This is a genomic window from Bradyrhizobium sp. 87 (assembly GCF_023073015.1).
GTDB classification, from domain to species: Bacteria; Pseudomonadota; Alphaproteobacteria; order Rhizobiales; family Xanthobacteraceae; genus Bradyrhizobium; species Bradyrhizobium canariense_D.
The window spans coordinates 48,038-66,870 of the sequence record NZ_JADPIQ010000126.1 but is presented as its reverse complement, the minus strand read 5'-3'; the positions used below and the strand labels follow the sequence as shown (position 1 = coordinate 66,870).

Genomic DNA, 18,833 nt, shown 5'->3' with positions numbered 1-18,833 from the left:
GGCATAGGGGTGGGTGGAAGAAGAGGTAAGGGGGCGCGGAGCGCCGGCGCCGCCCATGGTTGTTCATGGCAGCGTCGGAGAATCATGAGAACGCGAACTCACCCCAGGCTCGCCGTCACCACCGCCATCACCGACAGCAGCAGCACGGTGGTCATCAGTTGCAGCGAGGCGACCGCTGGGTGCGCCATGCCGTGATCTTGTCGGCGAGCGACAGATGGGCCTCGAAGAACTTCGGTTCGTAGACGGTCTTGAACAAATGCGGGAAGCTCACCGCAAGCAGCGCATGGGCGAGCGAGGCGATGGCGACGAAGATGGCGACGCCGGGATCGCCGACCAGGTCGTGATTGCCGACCAGCTTGAGCAGGAATGCGGCGGCGGCGAAGGTCGGGAAGCTCTGCAGCGTCGCGGTCAGCGCGAGGCCTTCGAGCGCGTTATGCAGGCTGGACTTTCTGACTCTGGCGATGGCGGCCATGGCACGTCTCCCTGAGGACATGCGGATGAATCCAGCCGCCATCAGGGGGACCTGATGTGAGATGCGTCACGCCCATTTCCTCTGCGGGAACAAGGCGCGCGCCCCCCGAATGACCAGGGGTTACAGCTTGCCCTGCCCGTTCACCTGGCTCTGCTGTTGCCGCTGTCTCTCCTGCTCTTGCTGTTCCTTGGCATGGTGGCGGCCGTAGAGGCAGCCGGCGGCGGCGCCGAGGACGCCGTGATGGCCAGCATAGTGGCCGGCGACGCCGCCGACGACGGCGCCCTTGATGCAGCCCTTGGCGTTGGCGGCGGACGTCGCGCCACAGATGAGAAGTACGGCGATGGCGGCGAGGGATTTCATGGATCAATGTCTCCGGATGCGGTGTCGCACTCTCAACAGGCACGGGCCCGTCCCGGTTCCCGCGCGCGCACGCGATGCTTCGCTAGACCATGCAGCCGAACGCCTGCACGAATTCGTGAAGGCTCGCGCTTGCTCAACCATAAATTGCAGTCATGAACCTGGCATTACGCTGGCGCGTCATACGTCAGCAATATCCCCTGTGGTTTGCGGATTGCCGGTGTCCGAGGCAGCGCGTTAGCCTTGCGCGAACTCCACACGGCCGATGAGGGCGGGCGGAATGACGGTCGAGAAGCTCAATCGCCAGCGCGTGCTGCATCTGCTCGACGCCATCTCGCGCAGCGATCTCGCTGCCGCGCTGTCGTGCTGCACCGACGACGTCGACTTCCTCACCCACGCGCCGATCGATGTGCTGCCGCACATGGGCCCCTGCCACGGCAAGCAGGAGCTCGGCGAATTCTGGCGCACCGTGCAGGAGCGATACGCCGAGATCCGCTACGAGGTGCCGCAGATCGTCGCCGAGGGGGACACGGTCGCGGCCTATCTGCGCGTGTTCTTCAGGAAGCGCAGCAACGACCGCATCATTCAGGTCGACATGGCCGTCTTCTACACTTTTCGCCGCGGCAAGGTGGCGCAGATCCGCGAGATCATCGATTCCTACGACCTGGTGCAGCAGGTGCTGGAACGTGAGATCGGCCCCCTGATCGTGGGCGAGCGGGTGGACGGGGGCTAGCTCTCTCCCAAACCGGCCCGGACCGGGAAAATACGGGGTTCTATTGTAAATCTCACACGCCGGAATCAATTGTGCATTGCGAAAACGTGAATTGCGTTTTGGCCGAATTGACGTATTTTGTTCGTATACAAATGAGTTGAGCGACCCCGCGGCATCTTTCCTGTGCGCTTGGGGTTGTTTTTTGCTTTTTCGCAAGCCAGCTTCAGGACTGCCCAAGATGACAGAGCACAGCCTCTGGCGTTTCTCGCGTGCGTTGCACCGCGCGATCAACGACCGGCATTTCGAGGACATCGAGGCCCTGATCGACGAGGACGTCGAGTGGGCGCTCTATGGGCCGATCGACATGTTTCCGTTCCTCGGCGCGCGCCAGGGCAAGGACGCCGTGCTCGACGTCATCCGCCAATTCGCCGACAATTTCCAGGTCCGCCGCTTCGACCGCGAGAGCATCATGCTCGGTGTCGATTCCGCCGCCTCGATGCTGCGCTATTCGCTGACCGCACTGGATTCCAGCAAGCCGATCAGCTTGCGGGTGGCGCAGTTTGCCCAGTTCAGGGCGGGCAAGCTCACCAGCATGCGCGTGCTGATCGACACGTTTGATCTGGTCGAGCAGGCACTTGGCCGCGCCATTCATCTGCCGAAGATGACCAGCGTCGGCTGAACGGAACACCAACGGGCCCCGCACTTCGGGACCGATGGCTGAGCACCCCACGACGCGTCCTGGCCTCCAGCCCCGCCGATGCAATCGTGGAGAAGCTCGTCATCGGGCGCGCGCCTTTCGCGCGGCCCGTTGGTTCGCGTCTGATGGAACCGCCACAATTTCGCAATGATGGTTCCGCATCCTCGGCGGGAACTGGGCTGACGGGCAGGACGATGGAATTCGCGACAGGGTTTGGCTGGACCAGGCTGCCGATGCTGGCGGCCGCTTTGATCTTGGGATCGGTGCTGACGGTTTCGGCGCAGATCATTCCGCCCTTCTCCCCCGGCCCGGCCGCAGCGCCCGACGACGACGCCGAAGCGGCGGAGGCCCCCGACGTCAACGACCCCGACGTGCTGAGCGGCATCGACGTTGACAAGCTCGACTGGGGCCAGCTCGCGATCGACGCCGGCACGCTCAACGACATCATCGCCGCCAAGAAGCGCGCGCAGGCCGCCGCCAAGGACGGGCTGAACTGGGCGACGAACGCCAACGCCAACGGCTCCTCGGCGGTGACGGTGAAGCAGTCGGTATCCTCATTCTGGGACGCCCGCATCGGCGCCGACATGACGGTGACGAGCGAGCCGCGGACGATGTCCGAGCTGCTGGCACAGAAGGCCAGCAATGGCGGCAGCGTGCCTCAATCGTCCGGCAGCGCCTGGGCGGCCGCGACCGCGCCGGGCGCCGGCGCGATCTGGGACAAGACCGCGGTGGAGGCTCGCGTCGATCCCGGCGCGGAGCAGAGCAAGCTCGGGGCCTCGCTGATCAAGTCGGTGCCGCTGTCGGGCGACACGTCGCTGACGCTGCAGAACGGCTACAGCGTCAACCAGCAGGGCACCACGGCGCTCCCCGGCGTCGGCGGTCACGTCACGCGCAATTACGAGACCGAGCAGTCGGCCAAGGTCACTCTCACCGATACCGGCACCAGCATCACCGCGGGCCAGTCGCTGTCGACCACGGACGACAAATGGCTGCGCAAGGTCGGCGCGGAACAGAAGCTGTTCGACAACGTCACCGTCTCCGGTTCCGTCGGCGAAACCTCGCAAGGGGCGATCAACAAGAGCCTGACGGCGGGTTTCAAGAAGAGCTGGTAGCTGTTTTCGCCTCTCCCCCCTGCGGGGCGAGGGAGTCGAGCACCGACCGGCCGCGCATTCACTTCGGCGCGGCGGCCGCGTTCAGACTCCGGTAACCATACGCCACGGCAAAGCCCCCGAATGGACCGCCCTTGCCGCACCTCGGCCAAGTTGCGGCCAAAATCCGGCGCCCTAGTCCCAGACCGACGTCGTCGTGCGGGGGACACTCGCGCTGCGCTCAACGCGAACAGGGGAATAACGATGAACGCCATGCGTCCGGAAAAGACCGAAGCCACCGAGACCGAGACCATCGACACCAACCTTGCCGCAGTGACGGAAGTCGAAGCCGGCATCCGTGACTTCGTCCGCAACGACATCGCCTATCTGCGCCGTCCGGCAGCGACCGCCGCGGACGCGCCGCCGCTCGATCCGAGCGCGGAGGCCACCGTCACCAACGTCAACTCGCTGATCCAGCGCGTCGCCGGCACCTCCCTCGCCGAGATCGAGAATTTGATCTCCGAGCTCGAGAGCCTGCGCGACCTGCTCCACGCCGAAGGCCAGCGCGTCCAGCGCGAGATCTCCGGCTACGCCCAGCTCAGCCAGGCCGCGATGAAGTCGACCCGCATGATCGCCGACAACGTCTCGCAGTGGAAGCGCGCCGCCGACGGCCTGCGCAACAGTTGATCGCTGCATCCCGCATCACCAGCCGCCGCGTTCCGAAAGGGGCGCGGCGGTTTTGATTCGTGGGGTGTGTGACGGTGCGCACGCGCCCCACGAAAAGTGTCATCACGCGAAAGCGGGTGATCCAGTATTCCAGAGGCAGCGAGGCTAGAACTGTGACGCGCGGCGTACCGGATGCCCCGCTTTGGCGGGGCATAACAGCGGAGGGGTTTGAACTTCCCGCATCCATCCGGCGACTAACGCCAAGCGCTCTTGCCATCGCGGCCGGGCCTGGGGACTTTTCATGGAAAGCATTCGGCCCGACACCACCGACCCGATACCGCTGCGGCCCGCGCCGAACCAGTTCGGCACGATCATGCTGCGTTTTGTCGGTTTGCTGGCGGTTGCGATCGCGACATTGGCGTTCGTCTATAGCCGCTGAGGGCGGAGGCCGCGGAGTTAACGAAATCTTACCGGGCGGCTTCCACGGTCGAAGCTTCCAGGGTGTAGGCGCCGTCGGCATAGCCCTTCACCACCATGCCGGCCACCAGCATCACGGCCAGCGTCGCGGTAGCAAAGATGAATCCGACCAGCTTGAGTGCGCCGCGGTCTGCCATGGTCCTCGTCCCCTGTACTCTGCCCAGTTCGTTCAAATAGACAGCGACAGGTTCATAATTGGTTAGCAACTCGATGGTTCCGCGCATTGCTTCGCGGGAAAACCATGTTGCGCAGGCTTATGGCAGCCACCCGGAATCGCGTCCATAGCGCGGGGGCAACACTCGCGCGCTGTTTTCGCCGTTCATCCTGGAACGAATCTAACCGCCGTTCACACGCATCGGCACGAAGGCGGTTGCGGTGATGGCGTAGACGTCCTCGCCGCGCTGGTTGGTGCCGGTGGTGCGCGCGGTCAGGATGCCCCAACCGGGTCGCGAGGCGGAGCTGCGCTTGTCGATGACGACGTTGACGTAGGTGACGATGTCGCCGGCGAGCACCGGCCTGATCCAGCGCAGGTCGCGAAAGCCCGGCGACGGGCCCCACACCGCGACCTCCTCGCCGCGCGAAGCGGCTTCCCGCGCCAGGCGCTGGCCGTCGGCGACAAGCAGGCTCATGCAGGCCGACCCGACGTGCCAGCCCGAGGCCGCGAGCCCGCCAAACAAGGAGTTCTTGCCCTCCTCCTCGTCGAGGTGAAAACGCTGCGGATCGAACTTTGCGGCGAATGTCTTGATCGACTCGGCCGTGAACGTATAGGCGCCGATCTCACGGCGATGCCCAATCTCGATCTCCTCGAAAAACGGCATCAGACCGCCCCTTCGCGCCGCTTGATCAGGATCGGCGACGTCATCTCGCACAGCGCATCACCCCCGGCGTTGCGCACGGTGCATTTGAATTTGACGATGCCGAGCTCCGGGCGGCTCTTCGAGGTGCGGGCCTCCACGACGTCGACTTCGAGCATGAGATCGTCGCCGGGTCTGAGCGGCGACAGCCACCGCACTTCGTCGACGCCGGGAGATCCCAGCGAAGCGGCGCGGGTGATGAAACCGTCGGCCATCATCCGCATCATCAGCGAACAGAGATGCCAGCCCGAGCCGGACAGGCCGCGCAGCATGCTTTTGCTGGCGGCGTCCTCGTCGAGGTGCATCGGCTGCGGATCGAACTCGGCGGCAAAGGCCACGATCTCGTCGCGCGTGACATGGCGCGGGCCGAATGTTCCGAACCGGCCGGGCGGGAAATCTTCGAAGGTCAGGGTCATCTTGGGAAAGGTTTGAGGGAACGACAGATTGTGGCCGCACTTTGCGGCAATCTCAACCCGCCGGCCCGCATGGCTCGTGCTACATTCGGCGCGCCGGCGTCGGTCTTGAGTCGGATCGAGCAGGGGCCACGATCCATTTGCAAGGCCCGACAACACCTGAATTGCCCTGGGGAGAGCAATGTTTTCATTCAGCGACCTGTTTCAATGGGACCGCTTTATCACGCCGACGATCATCAAGACCTTCTACTGGCTGGTGATCGCGCTGATCTGCCTGTTCGGCCTCTCCGGCATCTTCTCCGGCCTCGCAATGATGGCGATCAGCCCGTTCGGCGGCTTCCTGATGCTGCTGTCGTCGATCGCGAGCGTCGTCGTCGGAATCGTGTTCTCGCGCATTCTCGCCGAGCTGATCCTGATCATCTTCCGCATCAACGAGCATCTTGGCGCGATCAGGGATCAAGGCGGCGGGGTGCGGTAGGGCGCTTCCGGGGCACGAACTCCAGCGTCTTACGTGTTGAACCTGAAATGCATCACGTCGCCGTCGGCGACGACGTATTCCTTGCCTTCGAGGCGGAGCTTGCCGGCATCGCGGGCGCCGGCTTCGCCGTTCAGCGCGACGTAGTCCTCATACGCGATGGTCTCGGCGCGGATAAAACCCTTCTCGAAGTCGGTGTGGATCACGCCGGCCGCGCCCGGCGCCTTGGTGCCGCGATAGATGGTCCAGGCGCGCGCTTCCTTCGGGCCCACCGTGAAATAGGTGATGAGGTCGAGCAGCGTGTAGCCGGCGCGGATCAGGCGATCGAGGCCGGCCTCTTCGAGACCCAGCGTCTCCAGGAAGTCGGCGCGTTCGTCGCGCGAAATGGTGGCGATCTCGGATTCGATTTTTGCCGAGATGACGACCGCAATGGCGCCTTCCTTGGCAGCCTGGTCCTGCACCGCCTTCGAGAACGAATTGCCTGATGCGGCCGAGCCTTCCTCGACGTTGCAGACGTAGAGCACGGGCTTGGACGACAGCAGGCCGAGCATCCCGAAGGCGCGCTCCTCCTCCGCCTTGCGCTCGACGAGGCGCGCGGGCTTGCCTTCGCGCAGCAGCACCAGCGTGCGATTGACGAGGTCGAGCTGCTCCTTGGCGTCCTTGTCGTTGCCCTTGGCCTTCTTGGACAAATTGTCGACGCGCTTCTCGAGGCTGTCGAGATCGGCGAGCATCAGCTCGGTCTCGATGGTCTCGATATCGGCGAGCGGGGCGATCTTGCCTTCGACATGGGTAATGTCGGAGTCCTCGAAGCAGCGCACGACATGCGCGATGGCGTCGACCTCACGGATGTTGGCGAGGAACTGGTTGCCGAGGCCTTCACCCTTGGACGCGCCGCGCACGAGGCCGGCGATGTCAACGAAGGTCAGCCGGGTCGGGATGATCTGGCCCGACTTGGCGATCGCTGCGAGCTTATCGAGCCGCGGATCCGGCACCGCGACCTCGCCGACATTCGGCTCGATCGTGCAGAACGGATAGTTCGCCGCCTGCGCCGCGGCCGTCTCGGTCAGCGCGTTGAACAAGGTCGACTTGCCGACATTGGGCAACCCGACGATCCCGCATTTAAATCCCACGAGCGTTATTCCTTGCCGTTGTCGTCCTTGGTCAAAAATCCCTTCGCCTGCATGGCGAGGTGCACCCTGTTGGCGAAGGTCGCGTCCGTGCCTTTGGCAACCAATGCCGCGTGCTCGGCCACCGCGTCGCAGAGCGTCGCCACCCAGTCGTTGTCCGCTTTGGCGAAGTCCGACAGCACATGGCCGTGCACCAATTCCTTGACGCCGGGATGACCGATGCCGAGCCGCACCCGGCGGTACTCGTTGCCGATATGGGCGGAGATCGAGCGCAGGCCGTTGTGGCCGGCGATGCCGCCGCCGATCTTCACCCGCACCTTGCCCGGCGGCAGTTCGAGTTCGTCATGGAATACGGTGACGTCGCCCGGCGCGATCTTGAAGAAGCTTGCCGCTTCCTGAACGCTGCGGCCGGAATCATTCATGTAGGTCATCGGCTTGAGCAGGATCACGCGCTCGGTGCCGAGCGTGCCTTCCGAGGTCTCGCCCTGAAACCTGCGGCGCCAGGGTGCGAAACCATGACGCCGCGCGATCTCGTCGACGGCCATGAAGCCGACATTGTGCCGGTTACGTGCGAATTTCGGGCCGGGATTGCCGAGCCCAACAAACAGTCGCATGACGCGGCGCGCCCCTCGCTCGGCGCGCGATCAGGGACCGCGCGCCAGCTTTGAGAGATTACTTCTTCTTGTCGCCGCCGGCGGGAGCCTTGGCAGCCGGGGCCTTGGCAGCCGCTGCCGGAGCAGCAGCACCCGCAGCCGGAGCAGCACCAGCCGCCGGAGCAGCAGCACCCGCGGCAGGAGCAGCAGCAGCAGCCTTCAGCTCTTCGGCGTAGCCGGACGGCGGCACGATGGTGACGAGGGTCGCGTCCTCGGAGGTCAGCGCCTTCACGCCGGCCGGCAGCTTGATGTCGGAGAGATGCAGCGAGTGGCCGATTTCGAGCGAACCCACGTCGGCCTCGATGAACTGCGGGATGTTCTCCACGCCGCACTCGAGCTCGATCGCATGCGCAACGATGTTCACGGCGCCGCCGCGCTTCACGCCGGGCGAACCTTCGGCCTTCACCACGTGCAAGGGAACGCTGATGCGGATGGTGGCGCCTTCGCCGAGCCGCATGAAGTCGACGTGGATCGGGAAGTCCTTGACCGGATCGAGGTGGTAGTCGCGCGGAATCACGCGGTGCTTGTTGCCTTCGAGGTCGATGTCGACCAGCGTGGTCAGGAACCGGCCGGCGAGGATGCGCGAGCGCAGTTCGCGATCGTCCACCGAGATGGTCAGCGGGGGCTGGTTGTTGCCGTAGATCACTCCGGGCACTCTCCCGGCGCGACGCTCAGCCCGGGCGGCCCCCTTGCCGCTCTTCGGACGTGCGGTCGCCTTCAATTCCTTGACGGTCGCCATAACGTTAAGTCCTTGTTTTTGCAAAAGTTAATGGGCCGCAACGCGGCCCATGGCATACGCCGCAGCAAGCCTCCAGGGGTGCGGGGGCTGCGGACGTGGCGGGCTTTTACCCGGAAGACGCGGAAATAACAAGGAGAATGGGCGGCCGGAAGGAACCGGATCGCCCGGAAGGAGCCGGCGGAGTTACCCGCCGAGCTTGGCCTCCAGCGCCGCGATGCGCGCCTTCAGGGCCTCGTTCTCCTCGCGCGCCAGGCGCGCCATATCCTTGACCGCCTCAAACTCCTCGCGCTTGACCAGGTCCATGTCGCGCAGGAATTTTTCGGCTTGGGTGCGCATCACCGTGTCGAACTCGCGCTTGACGCCCTGCGCGGCGCCGGCGGCATCGTTCATCAGGCGGCCGATCTCGTCGAAAAACCGGTTGTTGGTCTGGGTCATGTCGGTCTCCTGGCGGCTTTCGATGAACTCTGCGCGAACGCGCGGGGAGACAATGGCAATCCGATTGGGCGGGTTCAAGGGCCGATCGGCGGTATCCTTGTCATGCCCCGGTTTCCTTGCAATCGTATTCAACGTCCCTGCATAAGAAGAATCACAAAAGGCGCTCGAGATGATCGATCAGCAGATCGCGATCCCCACCAAGGACGGTCACACCGCAACCTTCATCAGCCATCCCGAACGCGGCGGGCCGTTTCCGGTCATCCTGTTCTACATGGACGCGCCGGCGATCCGCGAAGAGCTGCGCGACATGGCGCGCCGGCTCGCAACATCGGGCTATTACGTGATGCTGCCGAACCTCTATTACCGCTCCGGCGTGATGGAGCTCGGCGCGCTGCCGGCCGATCCGAACGCCCCGGAACGCAAGCGCATGTTCGCGCTGATGGGATCGCTCACGATCCCCATGATCATGGACGACACGCGGGCGTTGCTCACCTATGCCGAGGGCCAGGCGGCCGCGAACACCAAACTGATCGGTACAGTCGGCTACTGCATGAGCGGCCGCTACGGCGTCAACGCCGCCACGCATTTTCCCGATCGCGTCAAGGCCGCCGCTTCGGTCTACGGCACCCAGCTCGCAACCGACCAGGACGACAGCCCGCATCTGGCGGCAGCCAAGACCAAGGCCGAACTCTACTTCGCCTGCGCCGAGACCGACATCTACGCGCCCGCCGAGATCATCGAGAAGGTGAAGCAGGGCATGAGCGGCGCCAAAGCCGAAGTCGAGATCTATCCCGGCACCCATCACGGCTTCGCCTTCCCCAAGCGTCCGGCCTATCACCGCGACGCCGCCGAGCGGCATTGGGAGCGTCTGCTGGCGCTCTATCGCCGCAATCTCGTCCAGACATAGAAGGCGCGATGCAACTTCTGCTCATCGACTTTCCCGCCTTCAAGCCGATCGCGATCGAGATCGGCCCGTTCGCGATCCGCTGGTATGCCCTGGCCTATATCTGCGGCATCGTGTTCGGCTGGCTCTATGCGCGCTCGCTCCTGAAAAGGGAGCGGCTGTGGGGCGGCCCGGCGCCGATGTCGCTGGTGCAGATCGACGACTTCATTCTGTGGGTCACGCTCGGCATCATCCTCGGCGGCCGCACCGGTTATGTGCTGTTCTACAACCTGCCCTTCTTCATCGACCATCCCGCCGCGATTTTCAGGCTGTGGGAAGGCGGCATGTCCTTCCACGGCGGCTTCCTCGGCTGCGTCGTCGCGGTGATGTGGTTCGCCTATCGCAACCGCATCTCGATCCTGTCGCTCGGCGACATCACCACCGCCGTCGCTCCGGTCGGGCTGCTGCTCGGCCGCATCGCCAATTTCATCAACGGCGAATTGTGGGGCCGCGCCGCCGACCCGGAGCTGCCCTGGGCGATGATCTTCCCCAATGATCCCACCCAGCTGCCACGCCATCCGAGCCAGCTCTACGAGGCCGGCATGGAGGGCATTTTGCTGTTTGCCGCCCTCGCGATCATGATCCGCTTCGGCGCCCTGAAACGGCCGGGCATGATCCTCGGCGCCTTCATCCTGATCTATGGTTTGAGCCGGATCGCCGGCGAGCATTTCCGCGAACCGGACGTCCAGCTCGGCTTCCTCTGGGGCGGATTAACCATGGGCATGCTGTTGTCGATCCCGATGCTTATTGTAGGCCTCATACTTATTGTATTGGCAGTGAGGCGCGGTGCGCCCGAGCCCGTAGGGGCTATTCGTTAATTCCTTTTGAGAAGATAGGCCGTGACCGACCAGCCGTTACTCGACGAGATCAAGGCGCTGATCAAATCCTCGGGCCCCATGCCGGTCTGGCGGTACATGGAACTGTGCCTGATGCATCCGCGCTATGGCTACTACGTCTCGCGCGATCCGTTGGGACGAGAAGGCGACTTCACCACTGCGCCGGAGGTCAGCCAGATGTTCGGCGAGCTCTTGGGCCTGTGGACCGCCTCGGTGTGGAAGCAGATGGGCTCGCCGCAATTCCTGCGGCTGATCGAGCTCGGCCCCGGCCGCGGCACCATGATGGCCGACGCCCTGCGCGCGCTCCGCGTGCTGCCGCCGCTCTACCAGGCGCTCCACATCCACATGGTCGAGGTCAATCCCGTCCTCCGCGAGCGGCAGAGTGCGACGCTGTCGGGCGTGCGCAACATCGCCTGGCACGACAGCATCGACGACGTGCCCGAGGGACCGAGCATCATCCTCGCCAACGAATATTTCGACGTGCTGCCGATCCACCAGATGGTCCGACACGAGAACGGCTGGCACGAGCGCGTGATCGAGGTCGACGCCAACGGAAAACTTCAATTCGGCGCGGCGGCCGAGCCGACGCCGCGCTTCGAGGTGTTGCTGCCGCCTCTGGTGCGCGCCGCGCCCGTCGGGGCCGTGTTCGAATGGCGGCCCGATGCCGAGATCATGAAGCTCGCCAGCCGCGTGCGCGACCAGGACGGCGCGGCGCTGATCATCGATTACGGTCATCTGCGCAGCGATGCCGGCGACACCTTCCAGGCGATCGCGCGCCACACCTTCACCGATCCCCTGAAGGCGCCGGGCCAGGCCGACGTCACAGCCCATGTCGACTTCCAGGCGCTCGCGCGCGGGGCGGAGGACGTCGGCGCCCGCGTGCACGGGCCGGTGACGCAGGGCGATTTCCTCAAACGCGTCGGCATCGAGACCCGTGCAGCCGCCTTGATGCAGAAGGCGGCGCCTGACGTCGCCACCGACATTTCGATCGCGCTCAAGCGCCTGACCGAAACCGGGCGCAGCGGCATGGGTTCGATGTTCAAGGTGCTCGGCATCTCCGAGCCGCGGCTGACGGGCCTTGCGGGACTCAGCGATCTCGAACGCGCCGGAGACGATTCATGACGCTTGCCTCCTCGCTGCTGTCCGCGGTGCCCGGCCTGCGCCACGCCTTCTTCACCCGCGAGGGCGGCGTCTCGGGCGGCATCTATTCCGCGCTGAACGGCGGGCTCGGCTCCAATGACGACCAGGCCCTTGTTGCGGAGAACCGCCGCCGCATGGCCGAGCATGTCGGCGTCGCACCCGAACGCTTTCTCAGCCTGCACCAGATCCATTCGCCCGACGTGCTCGTGGCCGAAGCTCGGTGGCCGAGCGGGCCGCGGCCGAAGGGCGATGCGCTGGTGACGAAGGTGCCCGGCATCGCGCTCGGCGTCTCCACCGCCGATTGCGGACCGGTGCTGTTCGTCGATCCCAATGCGGGCGTGATCGGCGGCGCGCATGCCGGCTGGAAGGGTGCGCTCACCGGCGTGCTGGAGCAGACCATTTCGGCGATGGAAAAACTCGGCGCCTCGCGGAGCCGCATCATCGCCGCGATCGGCCCGCTGATCCGCCAGGACAGTTATGAAGTCGGCAACGAGTTCGTGGCGCGCTTCATCGAGGCGGATGGAGACAACGCCATGTTCTTCATCCCGTCGGTGCGCGAGGGACACGCGATGTTCGACCTCGCCGGCTTCATCCGCAAGCGTCTGGAAGCCGCGGGCATCCTGATGATCGACGATCTCGGTCTGGACACCTACGCCGACGAACGCTTCTTCAGCTACCGCCGCTCGGTACATCGCAAGGAGCCGGATTACGGCCGCCACGTTCACGCGATCGCGCTCGAAGCGTGAACACAAAGGCAACCCCGTGTCATTCCGGGGCGATGCCTGCGCGCGATGATAGTGGCCTGTGGCGCCCCCGCCCTAGACGTTAATGCGTTTTAACGATATCGCTGCCCTCCATAATGAGGGACGCGTCATTCATCTTGCGCCGCGCGGGTTCGCGCGTGCTCGCGGTCATGCTGCTGACGGCCGCGCTTGGCGGCTGTGCCGGTGGCGGTGGCGCCGCGAACTCCTATGCGATGGCGCCGAGCGCCGGCTCGGGGGCGACAGTCGCGTTCGAATCGATCGACGGGCCGCCGCCGCAAGTGTTCGACCGCATGGTCGGCGTGCTCGACAGCGAATCCAAGCTGCGCAGCCTGTCCGTGGTCTCCCGCGAGGGGACGGCTGCCTACCGCGTGCGCAGCTACCTCTCCGCCCAGATCGTTCGTGGCAAGACCGTGATCGCCTGGGTCTGGGACGTCTACGACGCCAACCAGCAGCGGGCGCTGCGCCTTTCCGGCGAGGAACCGACCGCGGCCAAGGGCGGCCGGGATCCTTGGGGCGCTGCCGACGACCTCGTGCTGCGGAAGATCGCCCAGGCCGGATTCAGCGGACTTTCCAACATGATCAACGGTACACCGGATGCGCCGAACTCGGCGCCCGGCTTGCGCGGGCCGGCCGTGGCGAGCGTGATCCCGGAGGCTCCATTGGCCGACATGCCGGCCTCGGCGCTGGGCTATGCCGAGCGCTAACCCCCGCGAAACCACGGCCCCGTTTTCCGGCCAAACCGTTGGCCGGACTCGGGATTTCGCAGGGAAAACGTAGTGCCCCGGGTTGCCATTGCAGCCCCCGGCCTGATATTTCCTCGCCCGTCGTAACCGTGCTTCCAGTGGGTATTGTTTGATGTTGAACATCGTGTCCAGCAAAGCGCGGGAGGAAGCGTCCATGTCGGCCAAGAACGGCTCCATCAAGCTCGTCGCCGGCAACTCCAATCCAGCTCTCGCTCAGGCCATCGCGCAAGGTCTCGACCTGCCGCTGACCAAGGCGGTGGTACGGCGCTTCGCCGACATGGAGATCTTCGTCGAGATCCAGGAGAACGTGCGGGGCTCGGATGCCTTCGTCATCCAGTCGACCTCGTTTCCGGCGAACGACCATCTGATGGAATTGCTGATCATCACCGACGCACTGCGCCGCTCCTCGGCGCGCCGCATCACCGCGGTGTTGCCCTATTTCGGCTACGCCCGGCAGGACCGCAAGTCGGGTTCGCGCACGCCGATCTCGGCAAAACTCGTCGCCAATTTGATCACCCAGGCTGGCGTCGACCGCGTCATGACGCTCGACCTGCATGCCGGCCAGATCCAGGGCTTCTTCGACATCCCGACCGACAATCTCTACGCAGCGCCGCTGATGGTGCGCGACATCAAGGACAAGTTCGACCTCTCCAGGACAATGGTGATCTCGCCCGACGTCGGCGGCGTGGCGCGCGCACGCGGCCTCGCCAAGCGCATCAACACCCCGCTCGCGATCGTCGACAAGCGCCGCGAGAGGGCGGGTGAATCCGAGGTCATGAACGTCATCGGCGACGTCGCCGGCTACACCTGCATCCTGATCGACGACATCGTGGATTCCGGCGGCACGCTGGTGAACGCCGCTGACGCGCTGATCGCCAAGGGCGCCAAGGACGTCTACGCCTACATCACCCACGGCGTGCTCTCCGGCGGCGCGGCGGCCCGGATCACGAACTCCAGGCTGAAGGAGCTGGTGATCACCGACTCGATCCTGCCGACGGATGCGGTGAGCAAGGCCCCGAACATCCGCACGCTGCCGATCGCCAGCCTGATCTCCGACGCGATCGCGCGCACCGCGGCGGAAGAGTCGGTGTCGAGCCTGTTTGACTGAGGTTTTCGCCTCTGGCCGCTTGCGGAAAATCGTAGGGTGGGCAAAGGCGCAAAGCGCCGTGCCCACCTTTTTTGTGGCCATGAAGACGGTGAGCACGCTTCCGCCTTCGCTCGTCGAGTTCCGGCGGACAAGTCGCTTTGCCCCCTACGGCCTCACGCGCCGCCGCCCCCCGGGTTGTTGCCAACGAGCGCCCATGACATCATCCGAATCCCGAGTCATCTCTGCCCTCTGGATGCCCGATGCCACGCCGGAAATTTGCCTGGGAGAAGCTGTCGGATGATGAGTTGCTCAAGCAACGCCTCTCCAGCCTGAGGGTTACGGTCGAAGGCACCTGGCTCGAGGATTGCGTCAGCGCGCTGTACGAGGAGCTCCAGGAGCGCGGCATCCGGCTGCGGCCGCACACCTGGATGTCGAGCGAATGGTTCAGTCCGGGCGGCGTTCCCGGCATCGCCATTCCGTTCTATCTCGCTCATCCCCGCCTGATGAAGCTCGAGAAGAAGATGATGTTCGACGTCGAGGGCGGAACCTGGCGTGAATGCATGGCCATCCTCCGTCACGAAGCGGGCCACGCCATACAGCACGGCTACCAGTTGCAGCGCCGCCGGCGCTGGCAGCAACTGTTCGGCCCGTCGTCGAAACATTATCCGCGCTATTACCGGCCCAATCCGGCCAGCCGGCGCTATGTCCAGCATCTGCGGCTCTGGTACGCGCAGAGCCATCCGGACGAGGATTTCGCCGAGACCTTTGCGGTGTGGCTGCGGCCCCGTTCGAACTGGCGGACACGATACGCCGGCTGGCCGGCGCTGAAGAAGCTCGAATATGTCGACGAACTGATGGGCGAGATCGCGGGCAAGCGACCGCTGATCACGACGCGGGAGCGTGTCGATACGCTGGGTCGGCTGAGCCAGACGCTCGAAGAGCACTACAAGAAGAAGCAGGCGTTCTACGCCTTCACGCCCCCCAAGACCTACGACCGCGATCTGTCCCGGCTGTTTTCAGCCGATCCACGGCATCACCGCTCGAAGCCGGCTTCGGCCCTGATCCGGCGGCACCGCGCCCATATCAGGCAGCTGGTGGCGCGATGGACGGGCGAGAATCAGCTTACACTCGATGCCGTGCTCGACGAGATGATCTCTCGCTGCCGCGAGCTCGATCTGCGTGCCGTCGGCCCCGAACAGAAGCTCGTTCTCGACTTCATCGTCCTCGTGACCGCCAAGACGATGCACACGATGTTTGGCCCGTCTCAACGAAAATGGATCGCGCTATGAGACGTCTGCGCATTCTGGTGCTCATGCATCCGGACTTCGTGCCGCCGGACTCCAGCGACGGACACACCGTGCAGGAGATCAACGCGTGGAAAACCGAATACGACGTCGTGAGTACCTTGCGCGCAGCCGGCCACGAGGTTCGACCACTCGGCGCGCAGGAGGAAATCAAGCCGGTGCGCGAGGCGATCGAGGAGTTCAAGCCGCACGTGGTGTTCACGCTGCTGGAGGAATTCCACAACAACGTCGCCTTCGACCAGCACATCGCGAGCTATCTCGAGCTGATGAAGGTCCCTTATACCGGGTGCAATCCGCGCGGCCTGACCCTGGCCCGCGGCAAGGATTTGTCCAAGACGCTGGTGCATCACCGCCGGATCGCTGCGCCGGCCTTTGCGGTCTTCCCGATGCGCCGCAAGGTGAAACGCCCGACACGCCTTGCGCTGCCGCTGATCGTCAAGAGCCTGAACATGGATGGCTCGTTCGGCATCTCGCAAGCCTCCATCGTCGACACCGACGAGAAGCTGGCCGAGCGGGTTGCCTTCATCCACGAGCGGGTCGAATCCGCCGCCATCGCCGAGCAGTTCATCGAGGGGCGAGAGCTTTACGTCGGCGTGCTCGGCAACAATCGCTTGCGCGTTCTGCCGGTCTGGGAGCTGAAATTCGGCAGCATGGGTGGCCGCTCGTCACGGCATATCGCCACGGAGAAGGCCAAGCACGACACCGACTATCAGGAGAAGGTCGGCATCGTCGACGGGCCTGCGAAGGATCTGGCGCCGGAAGTGACCGCCAGGATCCAGCGGGCCGCGAAACGCATCTACCGGGTGCTCGGCCTCGACGGCTATGCGCGCATCGATTTTCGTCTCACTGCCGACGGCACGCCATATTTCATCGAAGCCAATCCCAATCCCGAGATCGCCAAGAGCCAGGAGTTCGCCACGGCCGCTCTACATGACGGACTGAAATATCCGGCTCTCCTGCAGCGCATCCTGACGCTTGGGATCAGCCGCGCCAAAGCGGGGGTGTCACTGGGGTGATGACGGCGGCGATCGCCCTCATCCTTCGAGACGCGTTTCGCGCCCCTCGGGATGAGGGATGGTCGTTGCGCTGCGTTACACGATTCCCGCGGCGACCTGGCCGCGCAGGCGTTCGAGCCCGAGCAGTGTCTCCGCGCAGGCGGCTGCCACTTCGACGCCCTTGATGGCAAAATGCTTGCGGAAGAAATCGTAGTGCACCTCGGTCTCGTGGAATTGCTGCGGCGTCAGCACCGCGGAGAACACGGGCACCTCGGTGCGCAGCTGCACGTCCATCAACGCCTTGATCACGGTATCGGCGACGAACTCATGGCGGTAGATGCCGCCGTCGACGACGAGGCCGGCCGCGACGATCGCGGTGTAGCGTCGTGTCTTGGCCAGGATCTGCGCATGCAGCGGGATCTCGAACGAGCCCGGCACCTCGAACACGTCGACATGATTGAGGTGGCGCGCTTCTGCCTCCTTCGCGAAGGCGATGCGGGCCTCCTCGACCACGTCGCGGTGCCAGCAGGCCTGCACGAAGGCCACCCGCTGCGGTTTCGCGAAGCGCGGATGGTCGGGCACCGGATCTTGCGGAACCGGCGGTGGCGTTTGAGTTGGTTGGGACGTTTCGGCTTGGGGATCTTGCAACATCTGATTCATGGCTTTCCTCAGTTAAGGACCAGAATCAGGGCACACGGAACGACAAACAGCCGCATCCTGCGATGCGTCTGCCACCGACCGTTCTCTTTCATCCGGACTTTAACCGTCGGCTTCGGAGTTGCACCGAATCTGCTGACCCTTCCCCTCAGCAAGGCTTTGAGGAAGGCGCTCGCGGGCTTAGGCCTTACGGCCCTTACCGCCGGTGGGGACTTTCACCCCGCCCTGAGAACATCGGCCGCCCGGGATGAACGGCCTGACCGGAATATGACGCCGGTTCGGGGCCGCGGCAAGCGGGTTCCGCATGGGAAAACCGCATGGTCCCATGCCGCCATGGCGGTCCAGGGGGCACGCGACGGAATTAGCGATTGGCAGGCCTTTGGCGAATCCGATTCCGGTTTGTTCTTCTCCATCCGGTTCGGCCTCACCGGCGTTAATAATTGTGGCGGAGATGAGCTGTGGACGAACGAGTCCTGACTTGTGGACGGACTCGGCAGCCAGTTGCGCAGATTCCGCAAATCACATCAGTTGATCCGCGACAAGCCCGCGCTGATCCGAATGGATCGCCTTAGCAAGATTTAAGGGAGCGCGCGCCGGACCAACCGCGTGCGTATCAAAGACAACAAAAAGGCAAGAGGTCGAGACGGCATGTCCCTGCTCGAAGGCACCATCGATTCCAAAAACCATCCGCTCGCGGTGGTCGAGGATATCGCTGCCAGCAACAACTGGCCGTTCGAACGCTCCGGCGAAGACGAACTCACGATTGTCTCCAAGGGACAATGGACCGACTACCAGATCTCCTTCACCTGGATGGGCGAGATCGAGGCGCTGCATCTGGCCTGCGCGTTTGACATGAAGATCCCGGTTGCGCGGCGACCGGAGGTCCAGCGGCTCGTGGCCGCGGTCAACGAGCAATTGTGGGTCGGGCACTTCGACCTGTGGACCACCACCGGCATGATCATGCACCGGCAGGCCCTGGTGCTGCCGGGCGGGCTCATCGCCTCCACCGGCCAGTGCGAAGCCATGCTCGCAGGCGCCATCCACGCCTGCGAACGCTATTTCCCGGCGTTCCAGTTCGTGGTGTGGGCAGGCAAGTCCACGACGGAAGCCATGGACGCGGCCATGTTCGACACGGTGGGCGAGGCGTAAGCGCACTCAGCTCTCCAGCGCGTGAGGAAGGCGTCGCTCCCTGCTCGCCG

Annotated in this window: 25 protein-coding genes and 1 riboswitch; of the genes, 15 read left to right on the top strand and 10 right to left on the bottom strand. The window is 64.6% G+C overall.

What is annotated here, in order from left to right:
- Positions 1-154: 154 nt before the first annotated feature.
- On the bottom strand, positions 155-472 hold the full coding sequence (locus tag IVB50_RS31300; RefSeq protein WP_245288369.1) for a hypothetical protein: 318 nt from the start codon (positions 470-472) through the stop codon (positions 155-157).
- 120 nt (positions 473-592) lie between these two features.
- Positions 593-832, bottom strand: a complete 240-nt coding sequence (locus IVB50_RS31295) for a hypothetical protein (protein WP_018453532.1) — start codon at positions 830-832, stop codon at positions 593-595.
- Between the two features lie 277 nt (positions 833-1,109).
- On the opposite strand from IVB50_RS31295, the gene IVB50_RS31290 reads away from it, so the two are divergent.
- The 5 genes from IVB50_RS31290 to IVB50_RS31270 all read left to right on the top strand — a co-directional run bounded on the left by IVB50_RS31290 (position 1,110) and on the right by IVB50_RS31270 (position 4,431).
- Positions 1,110-1,562 carry a nuclear transport factor 2 family protein gene (locus IVB50_RS31290; protein WP_247299169.1) on the top strand — a complete coding sequence of 151 codons (453 nt, stop codon included), beginning with the start codon at positions 1,110-1,112 and terminating at the stop codon, positions 1,560-1,562.
- A gap of 217 nt (positions 1,563-1,779) precedes the next feature.
- Positions 1,780-2,220 carry a nuclear transport factor 2 family protein gene (locus tag IVB50_RS31285; RefSeq protein ID WP_018453530.1) on the top strand — a complete coding sequence of 147 codons (441 nt, stop codon included), beginning with the start codon at positions 1,780-1,782 and terminating at the stop codon, positions 2,218-2,220.
- A 212-nt stretch (positions 2,221-2,432) separates the two neighbouring features.
- Entirely contained in the window at positions 2,433-3,350 is a 918-nt protein-coding gene (locus IVB50_RS31280; RefSeq protein ID WP_026232548.1) for a hypothetical protein, read from the top strand.
- A gap of 240 nt (positions 3,351-3,590) precedes the next feature.
- Entirely contained in the window at positions 3,591-4,013 is a 423-nt protein-coding gene (locus IVB50_RS31275; RefSeq protein ID WP_018453528.1) for a hypothetical protein, read from the top strand.
- 280 nt (positions 4,014-4,293) lie between these two features.
- Complete coding sequence (locus tag IVB50_RS31270) at positions 4,294-4,431, top strand: hypothetical protein (RefSeq protein WP_018453527.1); 138 nt, start codon at positions 4,294-4,296, stop codon at positions 4,429-4,431.
- Positions 4,432-4,459: 28 nt separating this feature from the next.
- Here IVB50_RS31270 and IVB50_RS31265 read toward each other — a convergent pair whose 3' ends face one another.
- The 3 genes from IVB50_RS31265 to IVB50_RS31255 all read right to left on the bottom strand — a co-directional run bounded on the left by IVB50_RS31265 (position 4,460) and on the right by IVB50_RS31255 (position 5,739).
- Positions 4,460-4,606 carry a hypothetical protein gene (locus IVB50_RS31265; protein WP_007596790.1) on the bottom strand — a complete coding sequence of 49 codons (147 nt, stop codon included), beginning with the start codon at positions 4,604-4,606 and terminating at the stop codon, positions 4,460-4,462.
- A gap of 198 nt (positions 4,607-4,804) precedes the next feature.
- Complete coding sequence (locus IVB50_RS31260; RefSeq protein WP_018453526.1) at positions 4,805-5,287, bottom strand: MaoC family dehydratase; 483 nt, start codon at positions 5,285-5,287, stop codon at positions 4,805-4,807.
- Complete coding sequence (locus tag IVB50_RS31255; protein WP_018453525.1) at positions 5,287-5,739, bottom strand: MaoC family dehydratase; 453 nt, start codon at positions 5,737-5,739, stop codon at positions 5,287-5,289. Before IVB50_RS31255 ends, IVB50_RS31260 begins: the two co-directional genes overlap by 1 nt.
- Positions 5,740-5,917: 178 nt before the next feature.
- On the opposite strand from IVB50_RS31255, the gene IVB50_RS31250 reads away from it, so the two are divergent.
- Positions 5,918-6,214 carry a DUF4282 domain-containing protein gene (locus IVB50_RS31250; RefSeq protein ID WP_018453524.1) on the top strand — a complete coding sequence of 99 codons (297 nt, stop codon included), beginning with the start codon at positions 5,918-5,920 and terminating at the stop codon, positions 6,212-6,214.
- 29 nt (positions 6,215-6,243) lie between these two features.
- Here IVB50_RS31250 and ychF read toward each other — a convergent pair whose 3' ends face one another.
- The 4 genes from ychF to IVB50_RS31230 all read right to left on the bottom strand — a co-directional run bounded on the left by ychF (position 6,244) and on the right by IVB50_RS31230 (position 9,165).
- Positions 6,244-7,341: a redox-regulated ATPase YchF gene (gene ychF / locus IVB50_RS31245; protein WP_026232547.1), complete on the bottom strand. Its 1,098-nt coding sequence runs from the start codon at positions 7,339-7,341 to the stop codon at positions 6,244-6,246.
- Between the two features lie 5 nt (positions 7,342-7,346).
- Positions 7,347-7,952, bottom strand: coding sequence for an aminoacyl-tRNA hydrolase (gene pth / locus IVB50_RS31240; protein WP_018453522.1), 606 nt, complete (start codon positions 7,950-7,952; stop codon positions 7,347-7,349).
- A 58-nt stretch (positions 7,953-8,010) separates the two neighbouring features.
- On the bottom strand, positions 8,011-8,730 hold the full coding sequence (locus IVB50_RS31235; protein ID WP_018453521.1) for a 50S ribosomal protein L25/general stress protein Ctc: 720 nt from the start codon (positions 8,728-8,730) through the stop codon (positions 8,011-8,013).
- A 183-nt stretch (positions 8,731-8,913) separates the two neighbouring features.
- Positions 8,914-9,165, bottom strand: a complete 252-nt coding sequence (locus tag IVB50_RS31230; RefSeq protein WP_007596812.1) for an accessory factor UbiK family protein — start codon at positions 9,163-9,165, stop codon at positions 8,914-8,916.
- Between the two features lie 169 nt (positions 9,166-9,334).
- Here IVB50_RS31230 and IVB50_RS31225 point away from each other — a divergent pair, with 169 nt between their 5' ends.
- The 8 genes from IVB50_RS31225 to IVB50_RS31190 all read left to right on the top strand — a co-directional run bounded on the left by IVB50_RS31225 (position 9,335) and on the right by IVB50_RS31190 (position 16,998).
- Positions 9,335-10,072 (top strand): dienelactone hydrolase family protein, encoded by a 738-nt coding sequence (locus IVB50_RS31225; protein WP_247299167.1) that lies wholly within the window; start codon positions 9,335-9,337, stop codon positions 10,070-10,072.
- Between the two features lie 8 nt (positions 10,073-10,080).
- Positions 10,081-10,926 (top strand): prolipoprotein diacylglyceryl transferase, encoded by an 846-nt coding sequence (lgt, locus tag IVB50_RS31220; protein ID WP_018453518.1) that lies wholly within the window; start codon positions 10,081-10,083, stop codon positions 10,924-10,926.
- A 21-nt stretch (positions 10,927-10,947) separates the two neighbouring features.
- The gene (locus tag IVB50_RS31215; RefSeq protein ID WP_018453517.1) at positions 10,948-12,066 is read left to right on the top strand and encodes an SAM-dependent methyltransferase; all 1,119 of its coding nucleotides are present in this window, start codon (positions 10,948-10,950) and stop codon (positions 12,064-12,066) included.
- Positions 12,063-12,830 (top strand): peptidoglycan editing factor PgeF, encoded by a 768-nt coding sequence (gene pgeF / locus IVB50_RS31210; RefSeq protein ID WP_018453516.1) that lies wholly within the window; start codon positions 12,063-12,065, stop codon positions 12,828-12,830. Before IVB50_RS31215 ends, pgeF begins: the two co-directional genes overlap by 4 nt.
- Positions 12,831-12,943: 113 nt before the next feature.
- On the top strand, positions 12,944-13,552 hold the full coding sequence (locus IVB50_RS31205) for a hypothetical protein (protein WP_018453515.1): 609 nt from the start codon (positions 12,944-12,946) through the stop codon (positions 13,550-13,552).
- Positions 13,553-13,745: 193 nt separating this feature from the next.
- Positions 13,746-14,699, top strand: a complete 954-nt coding sequence (locus IVB50_RS31200; protein ID WP_007614838.1) for a ribose-phosphate pyrophosphokinase — start codon at positions 13,746-13,748, stop codon at positions 14,697-14,699.
- 239 nt (positions 14,700-14,938) lie between these two features.
- The gene (locus tag IVB50_RS31195) at positions 14,939-15,967 is read left to right on the top strand and encodes a putative zinc-binding metallopeptidase (protein WP_018453513.1); all 1,029 of its coding nucleotides are present in this window, start codon (positions 14,939-14,941) and stop codon (positions 15,965-15,967) included.
- Positions 15,964-16,998, top strand: coding sequence for an ATP-grasp domain-containing protein (locus IVB50_RS31190; RefSeq protein ID WP_018453512.1), 1,035 nt, complete (start codon positions 15,964-15,966; stop codon positions 16,996-16,998). Before IVB50_RS31195 ends, IVB50_RS31190 begins: the two co-directional genes overlap by 4 nt.
- A gap of 75 nt (positions 16,999-17,073) precedes the next feature.
- Here the strand turns inward: IVB50_RS31190 and IVB50_RS31185 are convergent, their stop codons facing one another.
- The gene (locus IVB50_RS31185) at positions 17,074-17,637 is read right to left on the bottom strand and encodes a 6,7-dimethyl-8-ribityllumazine synthase (protein ID WP_026232546.1); all 564 of its coding nucleotides are present in this window, start codon (positions 17,635-17,637) and stop codon (positions 17,074-17,076) included.
- 76 nt (positions 17,638-17,713) lie between these two features.
- A riboswitch (FMN riboswitch) is annotated at positions 17,714-17,871 on the bottom strand.
- 411 nt (positions 17,872-18,282) lie between these two features.
- Between IVB50_RS31185 and IVB50_RS31180 the strand changes: the two genes are divergently transcribed.
- Positions 18,283-18,783 (top strand): YbjN domain-containing protein, encoded by a 501-nt coding sequence (locus IVB50_RS31180; protein ID WP_018453509.1) that lies wholly within the window; start codon positions 18,283-18,285, stop codon positions 18,781-18,783.
- Positions 18,784-18,833 lie beyond the last annotated feature (50 nt).